19 protein-coding genes are annotated in these 25,756 nt (G+C 39.7%); 3 read left to right on the top strand and 16 right to left on the bottom strand.

Annotated elements, in window-relative coordinates; all coding sequences use genetic code 11:
- Positions 1 to 26: 26 nt before the first annotated feature.
- Positions 27 to 1,100, bottom strand: coding sequence for a DUF3626 domain-containing protein (locus BCU94_RS15520; RefSeq protein ID WP_102476891.1), 1,074 nt, complete (start codon positions 1,098 to 1,100; stop codon positions 27 to 29).
- Positions 1,101 to 1,377: 277 nt separating this feature from the next.
- Here BCU94_RS15520 and BCU94_RS15515 point away from each other — a divergent pair, with 277 nt between their 5' ends.
- Positions 1,378 to 2,793 carry a DEAD/DEAH box helicase gene (locus BCU94_RS15515; RefSeq protein ID WP_102438374.1) on the top strand — a complete coding sequence of 472 codons (1,416 nt, stop codon included), beginning with the start codon at positions 1,378 to 1,380 and terminating at the stop codon, positions 2,791 to 2,793.
- Positions 2,794 to 3,096: 303 nt separating this feature from the next.
- On the opposite strand, the gene dbpA is transcribed toward BCU94_RS15515, so the two are convergent.
- The 7 genes from dbpA to BCU94_RS15480 form a co-directional block, all read right to left on the bottom strand.
- Entirely contained in the window at positions 3,097 to 4,500 is a 1,404-nt protein-coding gene (gene dbpA / locus BCU94_RS15510; RefSeq protein WP_102438372.1) for an ATP-dependent RNA helicase DbpA, read from the bottom strand.
- 129 nt (positions 4,501 to 4,629) lie between these two features.
- Complete coding sequence (locus BCU94_RS15505; protein WP_102476890.1) at positions 4,630 to 5,511, bottom strand: pirin family protein; 882 nt, start codon at positions 5,509 to 5,511, stop codon at positions 4,630 to 4,632.
- 185 nt (positions 5,512 to 5,696) lie between these two features.
- Entirely contained in the window at positions 5,697 to 6,092 is a 396-nt protein-coding gene (locus BCU94_RS15500) for a DUF2391 family protein (protein WP_102438368.1), read from the bottom strand.
- A gap of 52 nt (positions 6,093 to 6,144) precedes the next feature.
- A complete protein-coding gene (fumC, locus tag BCU94_RS15495) occupies positions 6,145 to 7,557 on the bottom strand; it encodes a class II fumarate hydratase (RefSeq protein WP_102476889.1) in 1,413 nt (470 codons plus the stop codon).
- 173 nt (positions 7,558 to 7,730) lie between these two features.
- Positions 7,731 to 8,090 carry a group 1 truncated hemoglobin gene (locus BCU94_RS15490; RefSeq protein WP_102438364.1) on the bottom strand — a complete coding sequence of 120 codons (360 nt, stop codon included), beginning with the start codon at positions 8,088 to 8,090 and terminating at the stop codon, positions 7,731 to 7,733.
- Between the two features lie 426 nt (positions 8,091 to 8,516).
- Entirely contained in the window at positions 8,517 to 9,173 is a 657-nt protein-coding gene (locus BCU94_RS15485; protein ID WP_102438362.1) for a hypothetical protein, read from the bottom strand.
- A gap of 222 nt (positions 9,174 to 9,395) precedes the next feature.
- Positions 9,396 to 10,118, bottom strand: a complete 723-nt coding sequence (locus BCU94_RS15480) for a hypothetical protein (protein WP_102476888.1) — start codon at positions 10,116 to 10,118, stop codon at positions 9,396 to 9,398.
- Positions 10,119 to 10,399: 281 nt separating this feature from the next.
- Here BCU94_RS15480 and BCU94_RS19545 point away from each other — a divergent pair, with 281 nt between their 5' ends.
- Complete coding sequence (locus tag BCU94_RS19545; protein ID WP_133126443.1) at positions 10,400 to 10,627, top strand: hypothetical protein; 228 nt, start codon at positions 10,400 to 10,402, stop codon at positions 10,625 to 10,627.
- Positions 10,628 to 10,760: 133 nt separating this feature from the next.
- Here BCU94_RS19545 and BCU94_RS15475 read toward each other — a convergent pair whose 3' ends face one another.
- On the bottom strand, positions 10,761 to 11,210 hold the full coding sequence (locus BCU94_RS15475; protein WP_102476887.1) for an SMI1/KNR4 family protein: 450 nt from the start codon (positions 11,208 to 11,210) through the stop codon (positions 10,761 to 10,763).
- A gap of 413 nt (positions 11,211 to 11,623) precedes the next feature.
- On the opposite strand from BCU94_RS15475, the gene BCU94_RS15470 reads away from it, so the two are divergent.
- Positions 11,624 to 14,038 (top strand): ATP-binding protein, encoded by a 2,415-nt coding sequence (locus tag BCU94_RS15470; RefSeq protein ID WP_198590897.1) that lies wholly within the window; start codon positions 11,624 to 11,626, stop codon positions 14,036 to 14,038.
- Positions 14,039 to 14,205: 167 nt separating this feature from the next.
- Here the strand turns inward: BCU94_RS15470 and BCU94_RS15465 are convergent, their stop codons facing one another.
- The 7 genes from BCU94_RS15465 to BCU94_RS15435 form a co-directional block, all read right to left on the bottom strand.
- Positions 14,206 to 16,365, bottom strand: a complete 2,160-nt coding sequence (locus tag BCU94_RS15465; RefSeq protein ID WP_102438353.1) for an ATP-binding cassette domain-containing protein — start codon at positions 16,363 to 16,365, stop codon at positions 14,206 to 14,208.
- A 3-nt stretch (positions 16,366 to 16,368) separates the two neighbouring features.
- Positions 16,369 to 17,979, bottom strand: a complete 1,611-nt coding sequence (locus tag BCU94_RS15460) for an ABC transporter transmembrane domain-containing protein (protein ID WP_198589346.1) — start codon at positions 17,977 to 17,979, stop codon at positions 16,369 to 16,371.
- A complete protein-coding gene (locus tag BCU94_RS15455; protein ID WP_102438349.1) occupies positions 17,972 to 19,348 on the bottom strand; it encodes a TolC family protein in 1,377 nt (458 codons plus the stop codon). The genes BCU94_RS15460 and BCU94_RS15455 overlap by 8 nt, the downstream gene beginning before the upstream one ends.
- On the bottom strand, positions 19,345 to 21,576 hold the full coding sequence (locus BCU94_RS15450; protein ID WP_102476885.1) for a response regulator: 2,232 nt from the start codon (positions 21,574 to 21,576) through the stop codon (positions 19,345 to 19,347). Before BCU94_RS15450 ends, BCU94_RS15455 begins: the two co-directional genes overlap by 4 nt.
- Positions 21,577 to 21,578: 2 nt before the next feature.
- On the bottom strand, positions 21,579 to 22,928 hold the full coding sequence (locus BCU94_RS15445; protein WP_102438345.1) for an HlyD family type I secretion periplasmic adaptor subunit: 1,350 nt from the start codon (positions 22,926 to 22,928) through the stop codon (positions 21,579 to 21,581).
- Between the two features lie 43 nt (positions 22,929 to 22,971).
- Positions 22,972 to 23,295: an Hpt domain-containing protein gene (locus BCU94_RS15440; RefSeq protein ID WP_102438343.1), complete on the bottom strand. Its 324-nt coding sequence runs from the start codon at positions 23,293 to 23,295 to the stop codon at positions 22,972 to 22,974.
- Positions 23,296 to 23,479: 184 nt separating this feature from the next.
- Positions 23,480 to 25,756, bottom strand: a 2,277-nt coding sequence (locus tag BCU94_RS15435; protein ID WP_133149795.1) for a cadherin-like domain-containing protein, incomplete at its 5' end; no start/stop codon positions are given.

The following is a 25,756-nucleotide window of genomic DNA, read 5'->3' as shown; positions in this document are numbered from 1 at the left end:
TTTAGCAACAGGCTTTAGCAAGTCGCTTAAGATGTTGGCTCAGTTGGCGCAATCGCACCAAATTTCACTAACACATGCCAGATTAACTTCAACTGCTGTAACTGCTGTGCTTGCTTACCGCGCTCACTCCATAACATTGGCTTTAAGGTGAGATCCATTGCCGCTTTGCCAATTAATTGTGCGGTGATTAAGCCGTCTTTCGCAATTGCTTGAGCAAGTACTGGCATATCAGGGCCACGAAAATCTTTTGGCACGCTATCAACTGTTAATTGATAACCCTGATGCCACAGCAATCTGATGTCATATTCCTCACACAGGGCTTGCATGCAATCCCCCACTTCAGTGAGTTTAAAACTTGGGTCTGCCACCAGATAAGCAATATCATCATCCAGTGATACATCACCGTGGATCTGCGCTTCGATATAATGATCAAGATTACCTAAGGGCTGGCGAGCAAAGCGTACATTAACTTCCATAGGCAGCTGCTGTAAATGCGTAATAATCTGCGCTGGTTTGATATTAGCCAGCCCCAGCGCATAATGGCGCTCAAAACTTTCACTAAGTAACGCCGCTAAAATCACTTCAAAACACTGCAGCGTGCCCTTTTCTTTTGGCAAGCGATATGAATCCATATAACTAAAACTGCAGCGAGATAACACTTGGGGCTTTGTAATGAAGTAACAACTACCAAAACGGGGTGCTGGGCCTAGTGGGCAAAAACCTAAATCTAAAGCGCCATATTTAGGCCGATGTTTTACCCCAGAGTAGCATTGACCAAACAGTTGGTTCTCCCAATGATCTCGAGGGCCACCTAATTCAGGTGATAACTGGCCATTGGAGATATGAGTCTCAAACTGGGTTTTATAATAGCCATCTTTTAATAGCCCAGCAGCCACACTGAGCCCGCGACTATCAATGCGATCGGGATGAAAATGCAGTGCCACTTGGCCGTGGGCATGTAACTTTTTCATTCCCTGCTGCACATCTTGGCTGGAAATATTAGACATCAGCAAAATATTTTTAATCACCGAACAGGCTTGTTCACGAAGGCAAGCCAGCGTTTTTTCAATATGAACTTGCGCGGCAAACTGCGGTTTCATTTATCGCGACTCCATTCGGTAAGTGATTGTATTTCATTGTATGTTAAATAGCCGACTTTGCCATCAAAGATTAATCCTTATTCATCGATTTCGGCCATTGTGCTGAGTGAAAGTACCGCTAACACCAGCGTTAGCTGTGGATGCCATGCCCTAAGGCCAAGGGTTAAATTGGCGATTTATTAGCACTTATGCACCTATTCAGGTAAGCTTCACGCCCGCCACATTCTGGCTCCCATTTATTGTAAACAACGTTAGCGTTGACCAAAGAGATCATTCTATGAGTTTTGCCTCCCTTGGCTTAAGTGCAGCAATTTTAAAAGCTGTTGAAAAACAAGGCTATGACACGCCTTCCGCTATTCAAGCACAAGCGATCCCTGCTGTACTTGAAGGCAAAGATGTTATGGCTGCAGCACAAACCGGCACCGGCAAGACAGCAGGTTTTACCCTGCCACTACTAGAATTACTTTCAAAAGGTCAACGTGCACAGCGCGGACAAGTTAGAGCCTTGGTATTAACTCCAACACGTGAATTAGCCGCTCAAGTTGCTGAAAGCGTGTCAACGTATGGCGCAAACTTACCGCTAAAATCTGCAGTGGTATTTGGGGGCGTATCTATTAACCCGCAAATTGCAGCACTAAGAAATGGCGTTGATGTTTTGGTGGCGACACCGGGTCGATTATTAGATTTATGCCAACAAAAAGTATTGAGCTTTAGTCAGCTTGAAGTGCTTATTTTGGATGAAGCCGACAGAATGCTGGATATGGGCTTTATTCGTGACATTAAGAAAATCTTAGCCATGTTGCCAAAGCAACGTCAGAACTTAATGTTCTCAGCCACCTTCTCAGATGAAATTCGCGAGCTGGCTAAAGGCTTAGTGAATAACCCAGTTGAAATTTCAGTAACGCCACGTAACGCAACAGCGAACACGGTTGATCAAGCGGTATACGCCATTGATAAAAGCCGTAAAGCTAAAATTCTAACCAAGCTAATTAAAGAAAATGATTGGCATCAAGTGTTAGTTTTTTCACGCACCAAACATGGCGCCAACCGCTTAGCAAAAAACCTAGAAGCTGATGGCATTAAAGCGGTTGCTATTCATGGTAACAAGAGTCAAAGCGCTCGTACTAAAGCTTTAGCTGACTTTAAAGCGGGCACTGCACAAGTGATGGTGGCCACCGATATCGCTGCCCGTGGTATCGATATTGACCAACTGCCATTTGTGGTTAACTTTGACTTACCGAATGTGCCTGAAGATTATGTGCATCGTATTGGCCGTACTGGCCGTGCGGGTGCATCTGGTCAAGCGGTATCATTAGTGAGTGATGAAGAAGTCAAATTACTGCATGATATTGAGCGTCTTATTAAGCGCGTAATTGAACGTAAACAGATTGCCGGTTATGAAGCATGTCATACTTTGCCTGAGCCGAATTTGAATCGCGCTGGTGGCCACAACAGCAACCATAAAAAGCCGAACCCAAATCGCCGTAAGCATGCGAGCCAAAACAGCAGTGATAGATCAGGTAAACCAGAATCTAGACATAGCTCGCGCCAGAATTCGCGCGCTGATGCCTCGGCAAATTCAACAGCGGCTAAAAAGCCACAACGTCGCCGCCAAGGTAACAATAGCGCCAATAGCGCAGCTTCTGGCAGTGTGAATCCTTACGCTAATGCAAGACCTAAGTCCCGTGACTAGTGCTAATCGCTAAAGCGAGTTCTCGATGAATTAGCTCAATAAAAAAGGTATGAAGACAATAGTTTTTATACCTTTTTTTTGGGATTTTTTGTTGAGCACTACGATACTAGGGGAAGAGCGACACTGATTAATATGCTATCCGGAGTCGATAACGGTCAAGCGACAGCTACATAGAATCAACAGTACTGAGCTTTACATCAACAGCACTGAGCCATAAATAGATATAAAAAAGCGAGTTTAGTATTAACTAAACTCGCTTTCAATTCAGTGAGTAACGCTAGCGCTACCGACTCAAAATAATATCTACAAGAACCAAGCGCGGTAGGTTTTACCTTTTAAACGGCCTTTAGTGATCTTGTTAAGTGCCTTTTTAGACGCGGTGCGTTTCACTGCCACAAATGAACGGATATCGGTCACTTTAATTTTGCCAATGTCTGCGCCATCAATGCCATTTTCGCCAGTTAAACCACCAACGATATCGCCAGGGCGAACCTTATGCTTCTTACCTGCATCGATTTGAATGGTAACCATCTCAGCTTCAAGTGGCATTTTCGTTAACGCACTCATGGCTGGTAATGCTTCACCGTCGATTTCGCGGCCAATTAGCTCACCGATTTCAACCATACGATGACCATCTTCATGACTATAGAAAGTGTAAGCTGCGCCAGTACTGCCCGCACGACCGGTACGCCCAATACGGTGAATGTGTACTTCGGTATCGTAGGCAATGTGATAGTTAAATACCGCGTCTAAGTCTTCGATATCTAAACCACGAGACGCCACATCGGTTGCCACTAATACGCGGGCACTTTTGTTGGCAAAACGCAGTAACATTTGATCGCGCTCGCGCTGCTCTAAGTCGCCATGTAAGGCTAGTACGCTAAAACCTTGTTCAGCTAACGTATCCGCCACTTTTTGAGTTTCACGGCGGGTGTTACAAAACACCACCGCACTTTCAGGCTGCTTATCCAGTAACAATAACTGTAAAGCCTCCATACGTGCATGATTGTCTTCGGTTAGATAAAAATGCTGATCGATAGTGAGGTTGTCGTGCGTCGCTTCAACCTTAACCATTAATGGCTTATACATGATTTGATCAGCAACCTGCTTAATTTGCTCAGGGAAGGTCGCGCTAAATAGCAAGGTTTGACGCTCACGCGGCGTGTCTTCAATAATTTGGTCTAATTGCTGCTGAAAGCCCATTTCTAACATGCGATCGGCTTCATCTAAAATCAGCATGTTAACGTTGCTTAAATCTAAGCGATTGCGATCAAGATGATCAACAATACGTCCTGGGGTGCCAACAATAATGTGCGCGCCATGTTCCAATGAACCAATTTGTGGTCCCATTGGTACGCCGCCACACAATGTTAGTACTTTCACGTTATGAATGCCGCGAGCTAGAGTACGGATCTCTTTTGCCACTTGGTCGGCGAGTTCACGTGTTGGGCACAACACCATGGTTTGGATGCGAAAACGTTTCACATCTAACTTGTTTAGTAAGCCCAAACCAAATGCTGCAGTTTTACCTGAGCCGGTTTTTCCTTGGCCAATCACATCATCACCTGCAAGGATTGCTGGTAAGCTCTCAGCTTGAATTTGAGTCATTGACTCGAATCCCATGGTTTTGAGATTTTCAAGCAAATCAGGTTTAAGATTTAGTGATGCGAAAGCCGTATTAGCGGCTTGTTGAGTAGACTGACTCAAGGCGAATATCCTCTGATATAAAACGGGTACTGAAACAAAACGAGTACAAACAAAACAGCCAAGATATTTATACCTTGGCCTAATTGCATATTGTAGCAATTTTATCCGCACATGGCAGATATATCTTTGCTAAATGATCTTACCAAAGCGCCCTTGTTGGTAATCATCTACTGCTTGATCTATTTCAGCTTGGCTATTCATCACAAAGGGGCCCATATGGACTATTTTTTCATTAATGGGCGAACCTGCCAGTAACAATAACCCTGTCTCGGCAGAGATAGCATTGTTAAAATGACTTAGCTCAGCTGACAATAACAATAACTGTCCGGCGCTGGCCGTCATCAAGTCTCCATTGGCGGCGATATATTCAAGCTCACCTTGATAGATATAGGCATGAACCACCTCATGGCTGGATAAATCAATACTGGCGTGGCCATTAGCTGCGAGCGTTAAATCCGCAATGGCACCATTGCCCGCCAAGCCTTGAATACTCGAGACTAATTCCTCAGCGTCATTGTCCCTATCATTGCCAGCAAATTGCCAATGGCCAGCAAGCGCCTTTAACTGCGCACCGTCTTGGTTAGTACCCGTTGGATTAGCCTTTTCTGAGGTATCTTGATAGATCGCCGGACGCATTTTGTCTTTAGCGGGCATATTGAGCCAAATTTGAAAGCCATGTAGGCCATCTTCAGCATCGGCTAATGGCATTTCAGAATGAATCACCCCACTGCCAGTACTCATCCACTGCACATCGCCAGCGCGTATGGCTTTAACATTACCTAATTGATCGCGGTGTTCAAAGCCACCCTTACGAATATAGGTAAAGGTTTCAATACCGCGATGAGGATGCGGTGGAAAACCACCAATGAAATCTTGCTGATCATCTGATTTGATCTCATCAATCATTAAATAAGGATCAAAGCGGGTATTGATAAAATCCGCAACCCGCTTAATGTTAACCCCGTCACCATCCATTGCTGGTCGAGCGCTAAAACGGCCTAATACTTTCATGATGTTCTACTCTATGAGTGATTAATAGCCTTAGCTTAACAAGCAACTAATCGAATAAATATTGTAATAAAACGCTACTTTTAGTCGATTTAATCGGATAGTTATTAGCGGCCAAATTGAACGGTCATAGCTGAATACTTATAGCTAAAGAGGCAAGGTTATTTTACAGGTTACTCTTTTAAGGCTTACTCTTTATCAAAGCTATCCACCACTATGGCGCCCATAGAGGCTGGCATAGTAATGATAATAATCCGCCGTAATGAGGTTATGGGATCGTCTAATAAGGGTAATTTATTAAGGCATAATAACACCAAGCTCACTACCAAGGCCGCCATCAAATAAGCGATAACGATCCGAAATATAAACACAATAACCCGTGATTTAACATCATGTTGAAACACGCTGTGATAGGTAAATAACCCCAAAAACACCACCGACAACACAAACAGCATCATGACGTTGATTAAGGGTAAAGTCTCACCCAGTTTCCACGCTTCTTCAGAAAAAGAAATCGGTACAGCTAAAGCAAAAGCGCCGACAAATATTTGGCTGGCATCTTCCATATTAAAATTAAGTTTCATAAGCAACTCTTTACTTAGACGGTGTTTTAAGCGAGATCATTCGATCGTTTATTTAAGGTTTGCCTTTAGGTAAATCATGGGGCGCTAGCATCTTCTCTACCACGACCCACTGATTAAACTGCGCTTCGGTGAGTAATCCAAGGGCAAGGGCTGCCGCTAGTAGTGTCGAGCCATCTTGATGAGCTTTTTTGGCGATGCTGGCGGCATTATCATAACCAAGGTAGTCATTAAGCGCGGTTACCAGCATTAATGACTCATCACAAAACTTAGCAAGTTGTGCTTCATTGGCACTAATACCGCAAATACATTTATCAGTAAAACTGCTACAACTATCTGCCAGTAAAGCAATTGATTGCAGTAGGTTATAAATCATCACTGGCTTAAAGGCATTGAGCTCAAAATGGCCATTGCTGCCTGCCACTGAAATGGTTGTATGATTTCCCATAACCTGCGCCGCTATCATAGTTAACGCTTCACATTGGCTCGGGTTCACTTTAGCGGGCATTATCGATGAGCCGGGCTCATTTGCAGGCAGATTAATTTCCCCTAATCCACAGCGCGGCCCAGAGGCCAAAAAGCGGATATCGTTTGCAATTTTCATCACACTGACGGCCACGGTATTTAATGCGCCACTGGCTTCAACAATGGCATCATGGCTCGCTATGGCCTCAAATTTATTGGTCGCAGTAATAAAGGGCAATTTAGTCAGCTTGGCAACTTGCTGAGCAAAGCTTATATCAAAGCCTTTGATTGAGTTCATGCCGGTCCCCACAGCTGTGCCGCCCTGAGCCAACTGTAATAACGCAGGCATTACCGCTTCAACTCGAGCAATGCCATGACTCATTTGGGCACTATAACCTGAAAACTCCTGACCTAAGGTCAGCGGAGTGGCATCTTGAATATGGGTTCGACCGATTTTTATAATATGATTAAATGCTACCGATTTTATCGCTAGCTGCTGCTGTAAATGCCTTAATGCGGGCAACAATTGCTGGTGTAACTCCAGTACTGCTGCGATGTGCATTGCAGTGGGAAAGCAGTCGTTTGATGACTGGCCTAAATTACAATGATCATTTGGGTGCACGGGGGTTTTACTGCCAAGCACGCCGCCAAGCAATTCAATGGCGCGATTAGCAATCACCTCATTGATATTCATATTGGTGTGAGTGCCCGAGCCAGTTTGCCATACCGACAACGGAAAGTGTTCATCCAGTTTGCCTTGCATCACCTCGCCAGCGGCCTGTTCAATCGCTTGACCAATATCAGTATCGAGAATGCCAAACTCCATATTCACCTTGGCCGCACATTGCTTCACCATTCCCAAAGCATGAATTAATGGCTTGGGCATGGTCTCGACCCCAATAGCGAAATTGATTAAGCTGCGCGCCGACTGAGCGCCATAGTATTTATCCGCAGGCACCTTTAATGGCCCAAATGAATCCGTTTCTGTGCGAAATGTGCCCATAAGGTTATCCTTTGCAGCCGAGCTATTGATGACACAAGCTATAGAGCTGGTTTGAAGTCTGCGTTAACAGATTAGTGATAAGAGACTAGTGATAAGAGACTAAGTCGATCCTGAATAACTGGTTAACTTAGCCTACTCTCGGGGTTAAGTGAGCCTTTTAGGGCAGTAACAAGCTAAACCAACACGATATCAGATCGCATGCTGTACAAAATATACAGCGCTTGTTCTTGATCCCGCTGGCTAATATTATTCATTTCAAATGCCTGCAATGCATCATCCAGTACCGCCATAAATTCAGCCGCCGATATGTTCATGCCTTTATGTACCGAGAGCATATCTTGGCCTTTATACACACTTGGGCCGCCAGTTCCTGCAATGAAAAATGTCGCCGCGGCATTTTTTAGCGCTACGGGATCTGATTTGGCAAATCTTGGGGAGATTGTCGGGTTGGCCATATGCAAATCGACCAAGTCATTTGCAATACTCTCAATGCCAGCACTGCCGCCAAGTCGTTCATACAGTGAATTACTCATAAACTATATCCTTGCTTTGATTCAGGTGAATCACATTGGCGTTTAATATTTAACAGCGAGTTTATTACGAAGAAATATCACGCCACTCGCCCTAAAGGGCACTGATAAATTGTAGGCTAAAATGGCGAAATGAGAGGGCTGCGACTCAATAAATAGGACTATTGATTGAGCAAGGTTATAGGTTGGCAAAACTCAATTAGGTTTACTTCTAGCTTTTAGGTGAGCTTTGAGAGAGCGCGTTGAGACTTTATATTAACACTAAGATTTAGCACTAAGATTTAGCACTAAGATTTAGTGCTAGTTTTCAGCCTAGGTTTTGGTGCTAGTTTTAGCCTAAAGCGCCAACGTTAGCTGCTGATAAAAATTGCATCTTGCATAATACCTTAAGAGATCAATCCAATCTGCCAAAGAAATTAATTAACCCCCTTACTCGAGTATATTTTCGTTTATTTTCAATAAACAGCATTTAAAAAAATAGCCAAGCCAACTAACAATACCAATCAGCTTAAAGCCATCCTCAAACAAAATACGTGAGTCACCAATAAAGGCCTCGATTGGAGTTTGAAACTGATCAACCAACACTGACAAAGCAAAAAAAACAAAGGCGAGCAGCAGAATTAGATACTGCGTTTTTAGGATGCACTTTCTGAAAACCACCATCCAGCAAAACATTAAACTGAAGTAAGCCAATAGAAAAAACTTCTCTTTGATAGCTAAATAACGCGGAAAAATATAATCGTGCAGCATAAAAAAGTCGTCACATAATAGCAGCGTGGTTAATAGGCCTGAACACAACATAAATACAGCGAACCACTTTTCTTTAGGCTGATGACGAAAAACCTCCCAAGTTAAAAAGCATATGGTCGCAGCAGCTGCCCACAATAAAGCGCCAACATTTGATGTCACCCCAGTTAAAGGATTCACTTCTGCCGTCGCAGCGAGATCACGGGTAAAAATGCCAAAAGGTAAATCCATTGTGGTACTGGCGAGGATAACAAATAGCAATAAGGCAAGGGGTAAAAAATAGAGAAGAAAGAAGAAACCGGTGAGATTTTTAGCCTGAGAAACTATCTGCATGTTCATGTTTAAACTTTTCCTAAACGTTTTGGCAGGCTCACCCATTAGAGTCGACTATTTAAGTTATAGTCGTAACTTGGGTGATAGTAAACTTTAGCGCTTGGGGTTTTAGCTGTGTGTTCTTGTGACTTGAATGAATGGAAAAACCCTATAGCGATCAATCTGCTTTCACAGTTTTCTTACTATAATCCGGTAAAGTCTGTGCAACTCTACGGCGAAGATCATAGCTTATGATTCTGAGCGATAAATAGCCAAACAAAGCTTTCTATTAAGCATCTCTCGATATAACGCACAGTTTAATATTGCGATGCCATACATTTCAAACGCCTCTTCAAATACTCGGCGCAGTTTGTACAATAAGTCAGCCTTGGAATCGACTAATCCGTTATCCAACATCACTGCGCCTAGATATTCAAAACCAATAGCCCCGGTAAGAAAAATCCCCCCTGAAAGTACAAAATAAAAAGCGCTTTGTTTTGATAATGATCTTAAAAATGGCACTAGCGAGACGCCTACAACAAACACAAACAACACCCCAAAAGGTAACCATGTGTGTGAGCTAATTAAGGCCGGTATGATGTCTTTCGCAGCAAGGTAATCATGAATATTTGAAAAATTTTCGTGTACCCCTACGCTCTCATCACAGGATAATAATAAAAATAGCACTGCTAAATATAACCAATAATTAAAGCCTTTATGATGATTGGCTTTTTCAAATAGATATAAAACAAAAAATAATATTGACGCTAATAGTAAATTTAATACCGAGAAATAAGTCGGAAAGCTTTGCTCATTACCTACGTCAAATAACGGCAAGAAACCCAATACATATTCATGTCCAGTGATATGAGCATAAATATAGGCAGCGAGCCCAGCAAGAACCAACAGGGTGACTATTGAGAACTGAGTAATACAGAATGTAGATAATTTGATATTCAATTTTATGTCCACAACCACTCCTTGCATCGCGTCATCTGAATTAAACTCAAGGCCTGTGCAGTTTAAATTTCAAGCAAACAATAGCTTAAACATAGCTTTGCGATACCGCTTATGTAAAGTAATATCCTGACTAAAAACCAACAAAAAAGGACTCGATATCGAGTCCTTGGATGAATTAGCCTGAATTAACACAGTGGCCAAAAAATGCCCCCAAATTAAACTTCGAGTCTTATACTTCGAGCCTTACATTAACCATATTAGCGGCTGTTATTGGCATCGTACTTGATAAAACAGTGCTGTTTGAATCGTGGAATAAATATCTAGTTAACCTCTGTTTTTCGGCAACCATACTATTTCATTTGATCCCTACTGCCACCGAGATTATGACCCGTTTCCCTATGGATGACCCCATAGTGACATCATTAGAAGACCCTTTATTGCAAAAAACATTCTTAATCATTTTTATGGTATTTATCAGTTTTGTTATTTACCAAATGAACTGGTTACGCAAACAAAAATAATCCATAAAAAACCGGCTTAATTACTTAAGCCGGTTTTTTCACTAACAGAAACTTACACTTAAAATCAATATACTTAGACAGTTAACCTACTGGAAGCTATACAATAAGTAACTTAGCTAGTGATAAATCCGCTTTAAAGATCATTGAACTGCTGTAGCCATTCACTGAACGAATTAGACACCTTTTCAACCGTCCCCCAACCTTGATTATAAAACCACACAGCCACATCTTGCTGCTGAGTTTGACACTCGGTTTGCTTAAAGCAAAACATGTTGCCCTTACAATCAGAGGCAAACAAAATATGCCCTTTTGGCATGCCGCTCATCTCATATAAGTTGGACAGTAACGCCACATCTTCAAGGCTTAAAAAGTCCTGCACTTCAGAAATATCGACACCTAAATCGCAAATTTTTGTCAATACATTAGGGGTGTGCACCAAGCCATAGGTTGAGATTAAATACTTATATGAGTCTGGCAGCACTGCCGTCAGTTTTGCTTCAAGTTCAGCGATAAACTGACTCTTTATTGGCACCATGGCATTTTTACTGCCCCAGTTTTTTACAAATAGATCGATGCTATTCATGCCTACATATTCCCAAAACAACTAAAGCCAGAATACTGGCCAAAAAATTGTGACTAAAATACCAGAGAAACCCAAAAAGTCCGCGGTTTAACTGTAATTAATATTAGTTGACCACTTGTATCTTGAAGCTTTGGATGATTAGCAATCTGTATCACGCTATGTGCTTCCCCAAAAACGGCAAGGTTTTTCATTATATTCAAGCCTTACCCATGTCAGCCTGAAACAATGCAGGTATGAGTAAGCTAAACCTGCTGCATTTTGTTTGTACTGTGACTGATAAACTTAACCTATGGCTTGATTTTATCAGTGTTTTATCAATCTTTTTCTGTTTGTTTTCTTATATTAATATGATTTACAACTATAGTTATTAGATAGGATTGGCAATGATAATGGATTACTAAAGGTTTATGGATATGAAAACTTTTGCACGACTTAATCTTAAGCAGTTAATGGCTGTTGGTGCGGTTTCAATATTTATTATTTTGATACTTTTTTTAATCGCCAATCAAAAAACTATTCAACAGCGACACGAGCTCGGAGTGTTTCAAAATAAGATATCGCTTGCCTCCAATACCCTTTTACAACTTCGCCGATTGGAAAAGGATTTTATCCTAAGACGTGAAGAGCAATACATCACCCAGCTTAATTACAGCGAAAGATTATTAGAGCAACAACTGCTGGATATCAATAGCATATTGATATCCCATGACTTACAAATAGACTTTAACGGCCTTGACAGTATCAAGAGTGTCGCCCGCTATACCAACACCTTTAACAAACTTAGCAAGCAAACCTTTTTGATTGACGGAGATGACCTTGAACCTGGTTATCAAAGCAGATTTAAGCTTGCGGAGCTGGCATTTGAGCAAGATGCTTTGCAGCGTCATGATGCTGAATTAAACCTGGTACTGCTTGATATTCAGCAGCAGACTTTCGAGTTTTTCTCCAGCTTTGACCCAAAGCAGCTTGAACAAATTACGCTGCAATTTGACACGCTTGGCTCACTTCTGGGCCGAAATAATATCGATAAATCCATTACTCGCCATTTAGAAGCCTATAAAAACGCATTTTTCACGCTACAAACTGCACATCAAAAGCTTGGCTACGACTATAAATCAGGGCTACAAGGTGAGCTTCGCGCCTCGATTCAACAGGTTGAAGAGGAGCTTGATGGGTTATTTAATCAACTTCCAAGCATGATAGATGAGAAAATTAAAAATTACTTATTGTATGACTATCTGCTTGCCTTAGTATTATGCTTACTTATCTTTATAACCTTATATACGGTCAACATTGCCAGCCATCAACTTGAAGCAGAACTGATTGACGCTAAGCAAGATGAAATAAAGGCCAATCGGGCTAAAAGCTCGTTTCTCGCGAATATGTCCCACGAAATACGTACTCCGTTAAATGGCATTATTGGCATGACCGAGATCCTCACAGACTCTAATTTAAACGCCATGCAAAAAGACTATTTAGCGACGATAAATGCATCCTCTCAAACACTATTAATGCTTATCAATGATATTTTAGACCTCTCCAAAATTGAATCGGGCAAGTTTGATATTAATGTTCACACTTGCGCCATAAAAGAAGTTATCTACGATACAGCAGCCCTTATCGCCCCCAAGGCACAGCAAAAAGATATCGAATTGCGTATCGATATGGATGCACAAATACCGACGTTAATCCGTGCCGATGAGCAAAAGCTAAGACAAATTTTGATGAATCTGGCATCAAATGCGATTAAGTTTACTAGCTCAGGTTCAGTGCAATTTACCTTGCGACAACAGCCATTAAAAAGCGCCCAAGACCATAAGGTTAATTTATATTTCTCAGTAAGAGATACTGGTATTGGAATAGATGAGGACAAACAAAGTCAGGTATTTGAAGAATTTAAACAAGAAAGCAATAGCACCTCTACTGAATTTGGTGGCACAGGTTTAGGGCTGGCTATTTCAGCAAAAATGGTTCAAATGATGGGCAGTAAAATTGAAATCAACTCAACCAAAGGAGTCGGCTCAGAGTTTTATTTCAATTTGATTTTAGACAAGCAGGCCCATACAGCCCCTGCTAAGCCAGCTCAAACCATTTATTACTGTGCTAATGAGCATGAAACCCTATTACTGCAAAATTTGGATGAATTTAACTACCCTGTCATCTTACTTAAGGCCTTTGATGAGCTGCCTGAATCAATATCAGACAGTGCAGTATTACTGCTCAAGCAAACTCCCACGACTAAAGCCTCTGACATCATTAACATAACTAAAGCTTACCCAAACTTGCCTGTGGTGCTATCTCGTCATAACAATGATAGCAAGGATGACTTTGGCGAATCCATTTCTGGCTACGTCACAATCCCATTGTTAGGGCTTAGATTAGATACCTTACTGAAAACCGTCACAAGATCAGTTACTGCTGACATTGAAAGCACTCAAGCGACGATGAAGAGTGACAAACTTATTTTGCTGGTGGAAGATAATAAAATTAATCAGAAAGTGGTTGAAATTAACTTAAAAAAATTAGGAATAAATTACAAAATTGCCAACCATGGTGGCGAAGCGCTAGAAATATATAAACGTCACCATAAAAACATCGAATTGATACTGATGGATTGTATGATGCCAGTTATGACAGGCTTTGAAGCCACTGAGGCCATACGCGCTTTTGAAAAGGTAGAAGTCTCAGAGCCTGTGGTTATCATAGCCTTAACCGCTTCAATTTTAGATGATGATATTCAAAAGTGTTACGATGTGGGCATGAACGATTATTTACCTAAACCCTTTAGACGCGAAATTCTGGTAGAAAAGCTCACTAAATTTATTTGATGTCTTTTATCTGTGCTTTATTTATAGCGAAACTCAATTCACAGCTAAGCTCAATTAAAAGCCCACTACAAGAATACACTACCAAATTTGACTGATGAAAAAGGGGGATTAAAAGTAGCCTCCTTAGACCCTGTTGAAGCGAATACCATCTGCAAAGGCTACGGCCTTTAATACAATATTTTAGACGCCGCTGATAAGACCTTATCAGGCGTACCAAAAAACTTCTGCGCCCCCTCTTCATCCAGCAGTAAACACAGATCTGATGTTGCCACCATGGCCTTCTCATTGCTGGTATAGATCACTGTGCATTTCTTTAAATAGCTAGAAAAAAGCGAAGTTAAATAATGGCTATTTTCTTTTTCTGAGCCGACAAATGGCTCATCAATAATAAGAAATTTTTGCTGACAACTACCAATACCAATCATCAGCTTTATTTTTCTTAAAATACCATCTGGTAAGCTTTTGATTAATCCGCTGGTGATCAGTGTTGACTTACCTTCTGGCAAGTATTTTTCTAAATGAAAAAAGCTGATCATTTTATCGATATGGTCTTCATCAACATAGCCATTATAAAGCCGATAATTAGCCAGAATTGACCCTTGGTATAAATGAAAGTCAAAGGGGATATAGCAGATGCTATTTCTATATTTGAAGCTATTAAACTGGGTAATATTATAATTATCTAGCGTGATTTGACCTTGAAAACGGGTTTCAATCCCCCCTAAAAGGTTCATTAACGTGGTTTTACCTACCCCAGAAGGCGCACAAACTGACACTTTCTGGCCTTTGCCAACACGAAAAGATAAGTTAGTTAACCCTTTTGAAAGCCCCGTATAACGATGGGTTAGCCCGGTGACTTCTAACTGTCCCTGAAATTGATTTAATGGCGAGCTTTTCTCCATTTTATTGCGGTCATCATCTAGTGACATTAGCGCATTAATTTGCCCCGTTGAAGCTTTAATAGTATCTATTTTGGCTAAGGAATTATAAATCCCCATAATTGGCGTTAGTGCCTTCCACACTAAAATGATAATCGCCAACATAGCACCTGCATCTGTCGTGCCTTCCATCACGCCTGACACCGCGGTGACAATACTGGTGATGCCGATAATTTGAATCAAACTACCACCCATACTCTGCACTTTGCTGTTAGTGGTACTAACTTGGTGTGAATCGCTTAATCTTTGTATTAACGCTGAATTAAAACGTGATTTTAATACCGAAATTAATGGTAACCCTTGAATTGAGGAGGTATTGGATAATATTTCATTCCACTGATAAGAAACCATCGCATTGGCTCTAGAACTTTGAGAAGCCGATTTTGAATAGATGTAGCGGCCATACACACAAAAGCCCACCATGACTAAAATACCAGATATTACGGTTATCGCCGCGGTGCCAGACATGATGACTATGGCAATGATAAAAATAAAGATAAAAGGTAAATCAAAGTAGCTTAAGCTTGATTCAGCTGTCACTAACTGCCTAAATTGGTCAATATCTTTGAGTCTGGCTAACTGTGAAGATGTACCAGCACTTGATGTCATCGCATAGGGCAGCCACAGCAGTTTAGACAAAACACTGTAAGAAATATAACAAGAGAGCTCTTTGCCTGAGGTTGCTAGAATTTCCATACGCTGCTTTTTCAAAATATATTCGAAACAAGCGACCATCACAGCCCCTGCTGAAAGCCACAATAAGGTAGAAATCGAGCCTGCACTTAAGGCAAAATTATATACACTCATAATAAAAAAAGGCTGCAGGGCGCCCAACAAGTTGATCCCTAAACTCAGTTTAATGAGATCTTTAAATTCTGCGTTATATCGATAAAACGAATATTTAATCCAATTCTTTTTATCTTGAGACTCTGGCGGCGGCTCTCGAAATAACCGAGAGTAACTTGATATGTAACAAATCGATGCGACAAACTCGCCGCTGGGATCAAACACATATTCGAAAATATTGTCATTTTCATAATCATATAAGAAGCAGGTTTTATCGTTATAACTGAGTAAAATATAATTTTGATGTTTTAGCGAAATAAAGGCCGGACATGTGACCTCGTGTAATTGATCTTTTGTTTTTATATCAATGCTTAGACACTCATAGCCAACTCTGGTTAATGTGGCTTTAAATGCGCTAAGGTGGTTGTCATGATGAATAAAGACATCGGATAAAATACTGGGGGTCCCTTCCCACTCTAATGCAATCAACGCATAGGCTATGCCATTTAATAATGGCGTTTGTTCAAAGCGCTGCTGATACTCACCATGCTTAAAGTGCTCTAGTCTTTCGTTAAGCTCATCAAATGCTATTAAAGTATCCATTTTTTAACCCAATGTAATCGTTTCAACCAGGGTGTCAGTATTGGTGATTTTATTACTCACTATGACAAAGGAGTATTTTCCGGTGCGGGGCCTCAAACAAGAGAGCAAATTAATGGCCACTTCTTTATCGTAAACAAGATCAAAATCATCAATAATAATAACCAACTTGTTATTTAATAGTGCTCTTACAATAAGTAATAAAAAAGAAACCTGACGAGAAAATACTTTACTATTACCGCTACTGAGCTCAGTAAAAAAACCGAGTTTGAGTTGGTCGATATCTTCTTTTATTGATAAAGCTTCACAAAGAGAATATGCCGCCTTATGTAATTGCGGCCTAAAACAAGTGATATTATCTATGATAGTCCCTTCAATAAAACTGCTGTTTTTATCTATAGTTACAACAAGGTTAGCATCGATATTCTCTTCTTGAGATTTTTGTACAATGCGCTCAATTAACCGGGTTTTACCACTACCCGACTTGCCTTTTAGTAGGGTTATTTTTCCCTTAGTAAAAGAGATTTCTCGATTATTAAAAATTATCTTGGGGATCCTACTGTTGTAGGCTAATAACGCTTCGTTAGCTTTATCACTGGCCAACACACTTGAACCAGAGCTAGTGTTAGGCTCTTGCCCGGCAGCAGACTCAGGCGAGGTGCAAGCCGCTTTATTGGTATTTTCCATCAGCAACATTTCATTCAAGCGATCAATATAAATTTTATTGATTTTCCATTGTCCCATAGTTCTCATCGCTTGCTGATACGGGCCAAAATAGCGGTTAGTTAATAAAATAATAGCCGCCATCACCCCTTGGCTCATTTCTGTTGCGATCACGCTAAGGGCACCATTAATTACCACTACCGCCACTGAAAGCTGCTGCACCAAAGAAAGAATTAAGGCAAAATTTGATTCCTGTCTTTCAAATTTAGTACTGAAATGCTCTCGTTGTTCGATCATGTTATTCATCAAGTTTTCAACTCGGTATTCCATGGTGCGACTTTTAATATCCAGTGGATATGACACAATCTCGATTATTTTAGAGTTTGTAATCCCCTCAATAGTCGACTTGGTTTCTAATAGCTGCACTTTTTTACTTGTTGAAAAATAGGCAATAATAAATAGAAATAATGACGCTACACTGATGATAATACCGGTATTCAGATTAATGACCGCCAGTACGACTATGGTCACAATACAAGTAAATATATTGATAAAAGATGACACTAAGTCGCCACTAAAATAGGATTTTAAGCTGGGGATCGTATTGAGTCGTTCTAAGTATTCACCGACTTCAAGCTTTTTAAAACGGGTGATATTGGCATGACATACCGCCTGAAACAGTTGATTGGTGATTTTTCTTTCAAACTTATTACCAATATCAGCAATAAGGGTTTCTTCTAATGCTTTCACTTTGTAATCTAAAATTATCGCTATTAAAATAATTGAATAGATAAAATACAAAGTGGAAGTTGCTTGATTTGGCAGTACCCGGTCAAAGATAATCAAAATTGCAAATGGTAGCACCAACCCAAGTAAGGTCGTCAGAATACTTGAAGTGAATAGAAAAACTAAGTCGATTATCGACAGTTTAGGAATATAGGATAATTTATTCATCAGCTTCCTTTTTCAACTTTTCAAGCACTTCCAAATCAAAATTATTCTGTATCGGCACCATACTATTTGATAATGCACTAAGAATATTAAGGTCAACTGGGCCGAGTAAGGCGTCAAACTTAGTCATATTGATGATGTAATCATATTGATTAGAATAAAAATCACGAATACTGTTGTATAAATTTGACTCTGAAGAAAGTAAATCCGTTAATGTTTTAGTTCCGATTTTATAAGCTTTTTGCGTTCCTTTATAAACTGAGTAGTTCGATATAATAATTTTCCGCAACAAATTAATTGATGTGACATTGTCATTAATTTGATAAATCAACTCATCAAATTCAACTCCTGCGTCATCAATTGATTGCCTATGGTTAGCGATACTCTGGAATATTTTATTCTTATTTTTTTGATATTCATAATAAGTGGAGCCACCACTCATTATGGGAACATTTATATTTAAAGAGTAGCTGATATCATCGTTATAGGTTTCAACATTATTATTGCTATCATTGACACTATAATTTGCCGACGCTGAAATGGTGGGGTAAAAGCCTGATTTGGTTTTATCCAATGTGGTTTCTGATTTTTTGATATTGTATTGTGAAATAATAATGTCGTAGTTTTTATGGGCTAAGTTTTTTTTAAGCTTACTTTTGCTTCTTGATGGGATCTGTTGATAGTGCTGATTTAATTGGATATCAAACTTAGGTTCGAGCTTTGTTTGGGTTGTAGAATTGAGCTTGATTAGAGAAATCCTGATGTCTTTTTCAATGCTTGCCAAGCTTTTTGCATTTTGCTCCTTCTTAGCATAGGCCTCATAAACATCTGTTTTGGCCACATTACCCAGCTCATTGTTTCTACTAATTTGCTCTAGGCGTGCTTGAGATGACTTTAGCTCCGCTTTGGTGGCTTTATGCTGCGCTTTGAATTTTAAATAAGAGAAATAATTTTCAACCACCTTGATGATAATATCATTGAGAATTTTATTATGTTTTATTTCATTTATTTGTAACTCTAACTTGCTCAAGTCGTAGTCATATACGATAGAGTAATCCAGTAATACCTGTGACAAGGATAAACTGTAACCATTACTGTTATAGTCATTATCGGTACGACTACCGTCATCAGGGTTTGGATAGGTGGTTTTAGATTCATTCCAAGTGGAATTTGCCTGAATATTCACGGTTGGTAAGAAAGGCGAAGTCCCTTTTTGTAGATCATATTCTGAAGACACTAATTCAAACTCAGAACTGATAATCTGATAATTATTCCTCAATGCCTGATCAATTAACAAAGATAGCTCTGATGCCCTTGTAGAAGCAGCATTAACAACACACAACAGTATTAAAGCGAATTTAATAATCTTCATTTATTCGCCTTATTAATTGCTAGATACTTTCTTAATACATTAAAAATCTCATCTTTTTTATAGGGCTTATGGATGACATAATCCATGCCCGCACTGATACATTTTTGATGTTCATCGTTACTGGTTAAAGCGGTCGCACCGATGATGACCCTGTCAGGCAGATTATTTTCATTGTCACTCTGTCTGATCCTTGATGTCGCCTCTAAACCATCAAGATTAGGCATAATACAATCCATAAACACCGTTTTATAATCGCCCACTTTGACTGACTCAATGGCTTCTTTACCATCATTAGCCGTATCACAATCAAAACCTAAATCAGTGAGTATTTTCTTCAAGATAAATTGCTGCAACCTATCATCTTCAACGATTAATATTTTTTCTGATTTTTCATCTACCGCTGCGTCTTCGTCTTTATTTATATGCTCAACAATATGGGCGATAAAATCACTGGGTGGACAAGGGTGATAAAAGACATGATCAACATGTTCGTAGAGCTTCTCATCGATATTTGAGGATGATAACGACAAGAATATTTTGATCACTTTCTTATTCAGCCTCGCCTTTAATATTTTACAAAATGACTGTAAATTTACCCCCTGAATAGTATTGGTTAAGATGATGCCATCTTGGGGGGAAAGCTCCTTTATAGATTGAAATAATTCATTGCCGGTGCGGGCAATAATCACTTTAGCCCCTTGATCTGTTAGCATTTGTTCAATCACATCAACTTGCATATAAGATGCACCACAAATTAGCAGCGTTCTGCCGTAGAGCTGGTTATTTTCAGTCTGATAATCAACAGGGGTGACATCAAAAGAGATCCGCACTCTTGATATGTCATCAATATTTTTTTGAATGACATGATATTTTTTTATTTGATTGAGTAATGTTTTAACCAATGCCTTGTTGGTTATGTCTTTTTTAGGTACGACACCCCAAGCTAAATTTTCGATATGCTCCATGGAGGGTATATCTTGATCATAGAGGTATAGATCAATATTAATCTGTAACTTCTCAACCCTTGTTGCCGAGCTGCAACTTAAAGAAAACAGTACGTTACGACAGTTGGAACTGGAGATTGTTTCGGAAATTTGCATCAGCAAAAGCCAAAATAAACCAGTATGATGACCATAAAAGGATAAGGGTATAGTATTTGCGACGTAACATTCTATAAGTTTATTTTGTTGCTTTGATTTTGTTGATAGTAGTACTACTAATTCACTAATTAAATTGTAAAAATCGACCAACTTTGTGCTAGAAGATGACTCTACTGTTGAAAGTAAATTAAAATTTTCAGCAAGGTTTTCTAATGTTCTGGTCGCAGTGGTGATCTCTTTGGCCTGTAAAACCTCTTGAACATTCTCTTTATTGACCAGTAGATCAATGCCCCCGTGTATGGTGTTAGTTATGCCTCTAATTTCATAACCTAATAAGTTATACAGCCTTTGGTATAAGTCAGTTTTACTCATTTGCTGCTCTAACTTTTCAAAACTAAACAGCAGCATGGAGTAGATTTTTTTTTCATCTGAGCTTGAGTCAATATCTGATAAGCGATGCTTTAGAGAACTATGATTGAGGGTTTTAACGTCACCTAAAATATGATGAAACGACTTCGATAATCTGCTCTTTTCTTTTACTGTGTATCGAATTTGCTTCCTTATCAGGTACCAGCCAAACACAAAAAAACCAAATATGGCGGTATTGATGGCAAAAAATATCGCCATTTGGGATTGTGAATTTTGCTTTATATCAGCTGCTAATTTTTGATTTAGGTTAGCTGAAATATCACTAACTTCTGCTAAACTTCCTTCGATATCAAGTTTTAATGTATTGATATCTTTATGATCATTATACTTTTTTACATATAAGTTAACGTAGTCAAACTTTAACAGACCAGCAAGGGATATAAGTTTTTTTTCAGTAGATGCGATAGAAATGAAAGACTGTACGTCTTTAGCAATTTGCTGCGTCAAAACAGAAATTTGAGCCTTATTACATGGTGAGCGCCCTACTTCGCATAAGGAGAGGGTGGCATTTAATATTTCAAGTTGATCGACGATATTGTTTGAGGTGTTAATGAGTGCATCTTGATTAGCCGTGACGGCAGGCTTCTGACCAGAAACGGTATTTTTTAGTGAATAAACCACCTGGCCGAGAGTTAATATCAGCACAATAGCAAAAGCAATTTTAATTTTTAGCGCATTATTATTATATTTTACATTCATGTTTAACGCTCATTAAACGACTCTTCTAACGCAGCCATTATAGGTTTAAGAGCATAATCAATAATTTTTCTACTGCCTGTTTTTACATCTGCAGTAAATTCCATATATGGTGCTAAGTGGTACTTAACCCCTTTATTTTCTAGATAATTTTTATTGATTGTGAGTTCGGCTAGAAAAAATTCTTCTTCTTTTTCTTCGTATGATCCTCTCGAGATAGATGAAATCACCGCATCGATAACACCGTATTTAGCAAAATTATAGGCATCAAGCTTTAGTTTTACTTTTTGGCCTTTAACGATAAAACCTATGTCTTTGCGGGCTATTTTTATCTCAGCTCGTAAAGCATTATTTAACGGCGTGATATCAGCAATGCTATCCCCTGGCGATATAATGGCAGAGATATAATTATAATTAAGCTTATCTACTGTACCGTCTACCGGTGAATAAACAAACAAGCGATCCACTTTATCTGAAATCGATGGCAGCATTTTTGACTTTATTGAAAGCTCTTTGTCTAGCGCAACAACCTTGGTTCGATATTCGCTATCCCTAATAAACTTGGTGTTTTCCAGTTGCTTGGTGAGACGAGTTAATAAAAAACCTTCATTAACTACTGACTCCTCTAAATTTTCAATTTCACGCAGCATATTCATTTCTTGCACTTGCATATTAAGCACGTCGGTATATGACGCCATTTCTTCTTTATACAATTGCTCTTTTATGGCGAGTTGCTTTTTAATTATGTTTAACTGGGCTGTAGAAGAAAGTATTCGCTGTTTCATAGAGTCGATGATCACCGTTTTATGGGCAATATCATGCTCCATTAAATCATCACTGGTTACATTTTTGCTATTCTCTTCTCGCCATTGCTCTTGCTGTATTTTGAGCGTTTGTGGATAGTCTTTAAAGGCTGAAAAGTCGGGTTCTTGTTGGGATATTAAAGATTCGTATTTTATTAGCTCTATCCTAAGCTGATTGATTTCAAAAAGATTAACAGCAAGATCACCAAGCTTATCTTTTGATCTTAATTGTGCAATTTTTTGGCCTTTGTAAACAATATCGCCAGGGGCGACATAGAGTTTTTCAAGTATCCCTCCTTCTAAGTGTTGCACTTTTTCGATATCTGAGTTTAGAAGTATTTCCCCTCTTGTGGCCACAGTAATTTCAAGCTCTGCTTGTGAGCCCCATATCAATAAAATAAAGAAAAAGACAAATGCAACCGAGGAAACTTTTTGTGAACTATTACTGCTGTTTTTAGCTATTAATACGCTAGAGCTATCAGAATGAACACTGTTAATAGACTCCTCGATGATGTCTTCAAAGTTTTGCTCAAGATTATCTTTACCTTTCATTTATCTCCATCACTACCTTGTTATGTCAATGAAATAAATTTTTTTAAACGGAAAGGCTAACCTGCTCAGCAATTTTTGATAGGTGTTGCTGTATTACATCTATTTGCTGCCTGCTTGGCATTTCGCCCTTTTTACTTATCCCCTCGGCCTCCCTAATCAATGGAACAGCATCTTCTTCGCACAAGTTAGACAAAGAACCTGATAAAGTATGAAAAACATGAAAAAGCGCCTCTGTATCCTGAGTACTATAATGCGCCTCAATGGTTGTTGCGGCATCAGCATTGCACTCTAAATACAAACCTAATAGCTCTTTTACGCACTCTGTATCACCATCAAACATGTCACTTAACGCTGTTATATTTATCATATTTAAAACTCATTTTGACTTGGTTAACACCACCTAAATTGACGACTTAGGTACTGTGTAATTACGATTTAATAATCCCTAATAATAACTTTAGTTTAAAATCCAGATATCTCTATAAAAAACATATATTTTATAAAGATACCTGCACTTTAACGTCTTATCACTGTAAATATTTAATCGTGGTTTATATTGAATCAGCCAATGTCGTTGAGTCATCCTCTGTTGTTGTATGAGCGCTATCATCAAAGCTGGCGCTGTCATCCATAACGTCAATACCGAGATCGGTGTTATCACCTGAAGTCCAATCACCTGCATTACTATCATCAGAGCCTGTGATTAATTGTTGCGTATCAGCACTTGAGCCATCCATTTCATAAGAGGAATTAACGTCAATGGTAATAGACGTTGCTGCTCCATCAATTGGTTGATCCATGCTATTAACACCACTCATGTCCATATTAATATCACCGCTAAAGTTTTCTGGTATTTCTAGCTTGACTGGTTGACATAAGTCCCCAGCAATTAAGTATTCACTGTCTCCTTGCTCTATACCTGACTGAGGCGAAACACCTTCTGGTAAACCAGAAATAATCACATGGTCGACTTCACTGTTTGAGCTGATATCTGTTGGTATGAATACATTTACACTGCCACCAGGTGCTGCTGTATAGTCATAATCTTCAGATTCATTCCCTACTGCAGAGCCAAGGGTTATTGAGCTATCGACTGTATCTGTGCCATTACTGACACTGTAAGTTAAGTCTAAAGAACCTTGTGAATCAGTATCTTGCTCAACACTATAGCTACCATCAAGTAAATCGATAACGACTGCATTTTCTGCCTGCACGTTTGAAACAGTTAAATTATCACCTTCTATACCTTCTACATTTTCAAGTAACTCATCAACAGTTACGATTGTTGCAGCTGGCGCTTCGATACTTGCCTCGGCAATATTATCTACTGCTGCCTCTGTGTTTATTGCCGATATTTCAAAATCAACCGAATGAGATGTGCCGTCATCTACGGTAAAATCGACAGTGACCGGTCCTTGATAATCAGGATCTGACCAGAATGTCCATGTCTCATTATCGTTGTCTATCAATACTCCTTCTTCACCTGAATAACTCACGCTTTCAACATTGACAGCCTCTGAATCTAAACCTTGAGATTCCAATAAATCGCTGGCCTCTAAAAGTACGTAACCATCATCATTCATGGCAAATGCTTCTTCATGTGGCACATCGTTCAATAATGGACTGTCATCCTCTACTGAACTTTCATCGCCAACATCTAAAGTAACTGAAGATACTGTGACAAAGAAATTACCGTTGTAGTCTTCTGGTGGCGTCATTGATAAGTCTTCAAGATTCCATTGGGTTATATCAACAACCTGCCCTTCTTCAGTGATAGTCATGGTATTGGTGCCATCACTCACTACGAAGCCTACTGGGTAGCCTGTCATCACAAGACTTTCCATTGTTTCTGATGCATCAAGCATTTCAACATTAAGTGAGAAATGACCCGTGCTATCTTCAGCAAAAACAAGTGGCCCTTCATGAGCTGTGGTAATAACAGTACCGTCAGCTACAGGTCGAATATAAATAGGTAAGTCGACCGTTGCTTCACTATTTCCATCTGTTGCGACGATCTGCAAACCTGCGGTACCAGCAAAATCACCTGTCGGGCTAAAGGTCCAGGTTCCATCACCATTGTCAGTAATACTGCCGTCAGCCTCCTCACCATCTGCGGTAACCACTTTCGAAATGGTTAGTGAGCTGTCAACATCACCGAATAAGGCTAATAAATCAGCTTCGCTAAAGGTTATGTCGCCATCTTCTTGAATAGTCAGATGCGCATTACCATTTTGGAATGGTGAATCATCCACTGGGATGATATCCATTGCCAATTCACCTTCAACTTCCTCTCCAGTTTCATCAGAAATGGTATAACTTAATTCTATTAAGCCATTGAAGTGCTCAGGAGTAATGAGGTTATAAGTACCATCCTGATTCTGTGTTAGTGATGAGTTGGCAGGTTGACGAACCGATAGATTATCTAACGTCAGATTATCACCATCGATATCACTTGCCTGTGAAAGGATATAGTTAGGGTCAATGGTTATGCTGACGTCTTCAGTACCCTCTAGATTGATAGTAGGTGCTGTCGGTAAATCATTAATTGGATTTACTGTTAAATCCATTGCGGCAGAAACAGTTGCTTCACCATCTGAAACATCAAATGTCAGCCCTAAATCGCCGTTGTAATCTGGATCTGGTGTAATGGAGAATGTGCCATTACCGTTATCAACCACACTGCCATTACCATTAACAGCTAAATTACTAGCAGTTAACTCATCACCATCGATGTCACTGGCATTGGCCAGTAACTGCTCTTGCGTGACCGTAATAACACCATCTTCATCCATAGTGTAAGCGACATTGCCATCAACTACGGGTGCGTC

The organism is Shewanella sp. 10N.286.52.C2 (assembly GCF_002874545.1).
GTDB lineage: Bacteria > Pseudomonadota > Gammaproteobacteria > Enterobacterales > Shewanellaceae > Shewanella.
The sequence above is the reverse complement of the archived record's forward strand: the minus strand, read 5'-3'. Positions and strand labels throughout refer to the sequence as shown.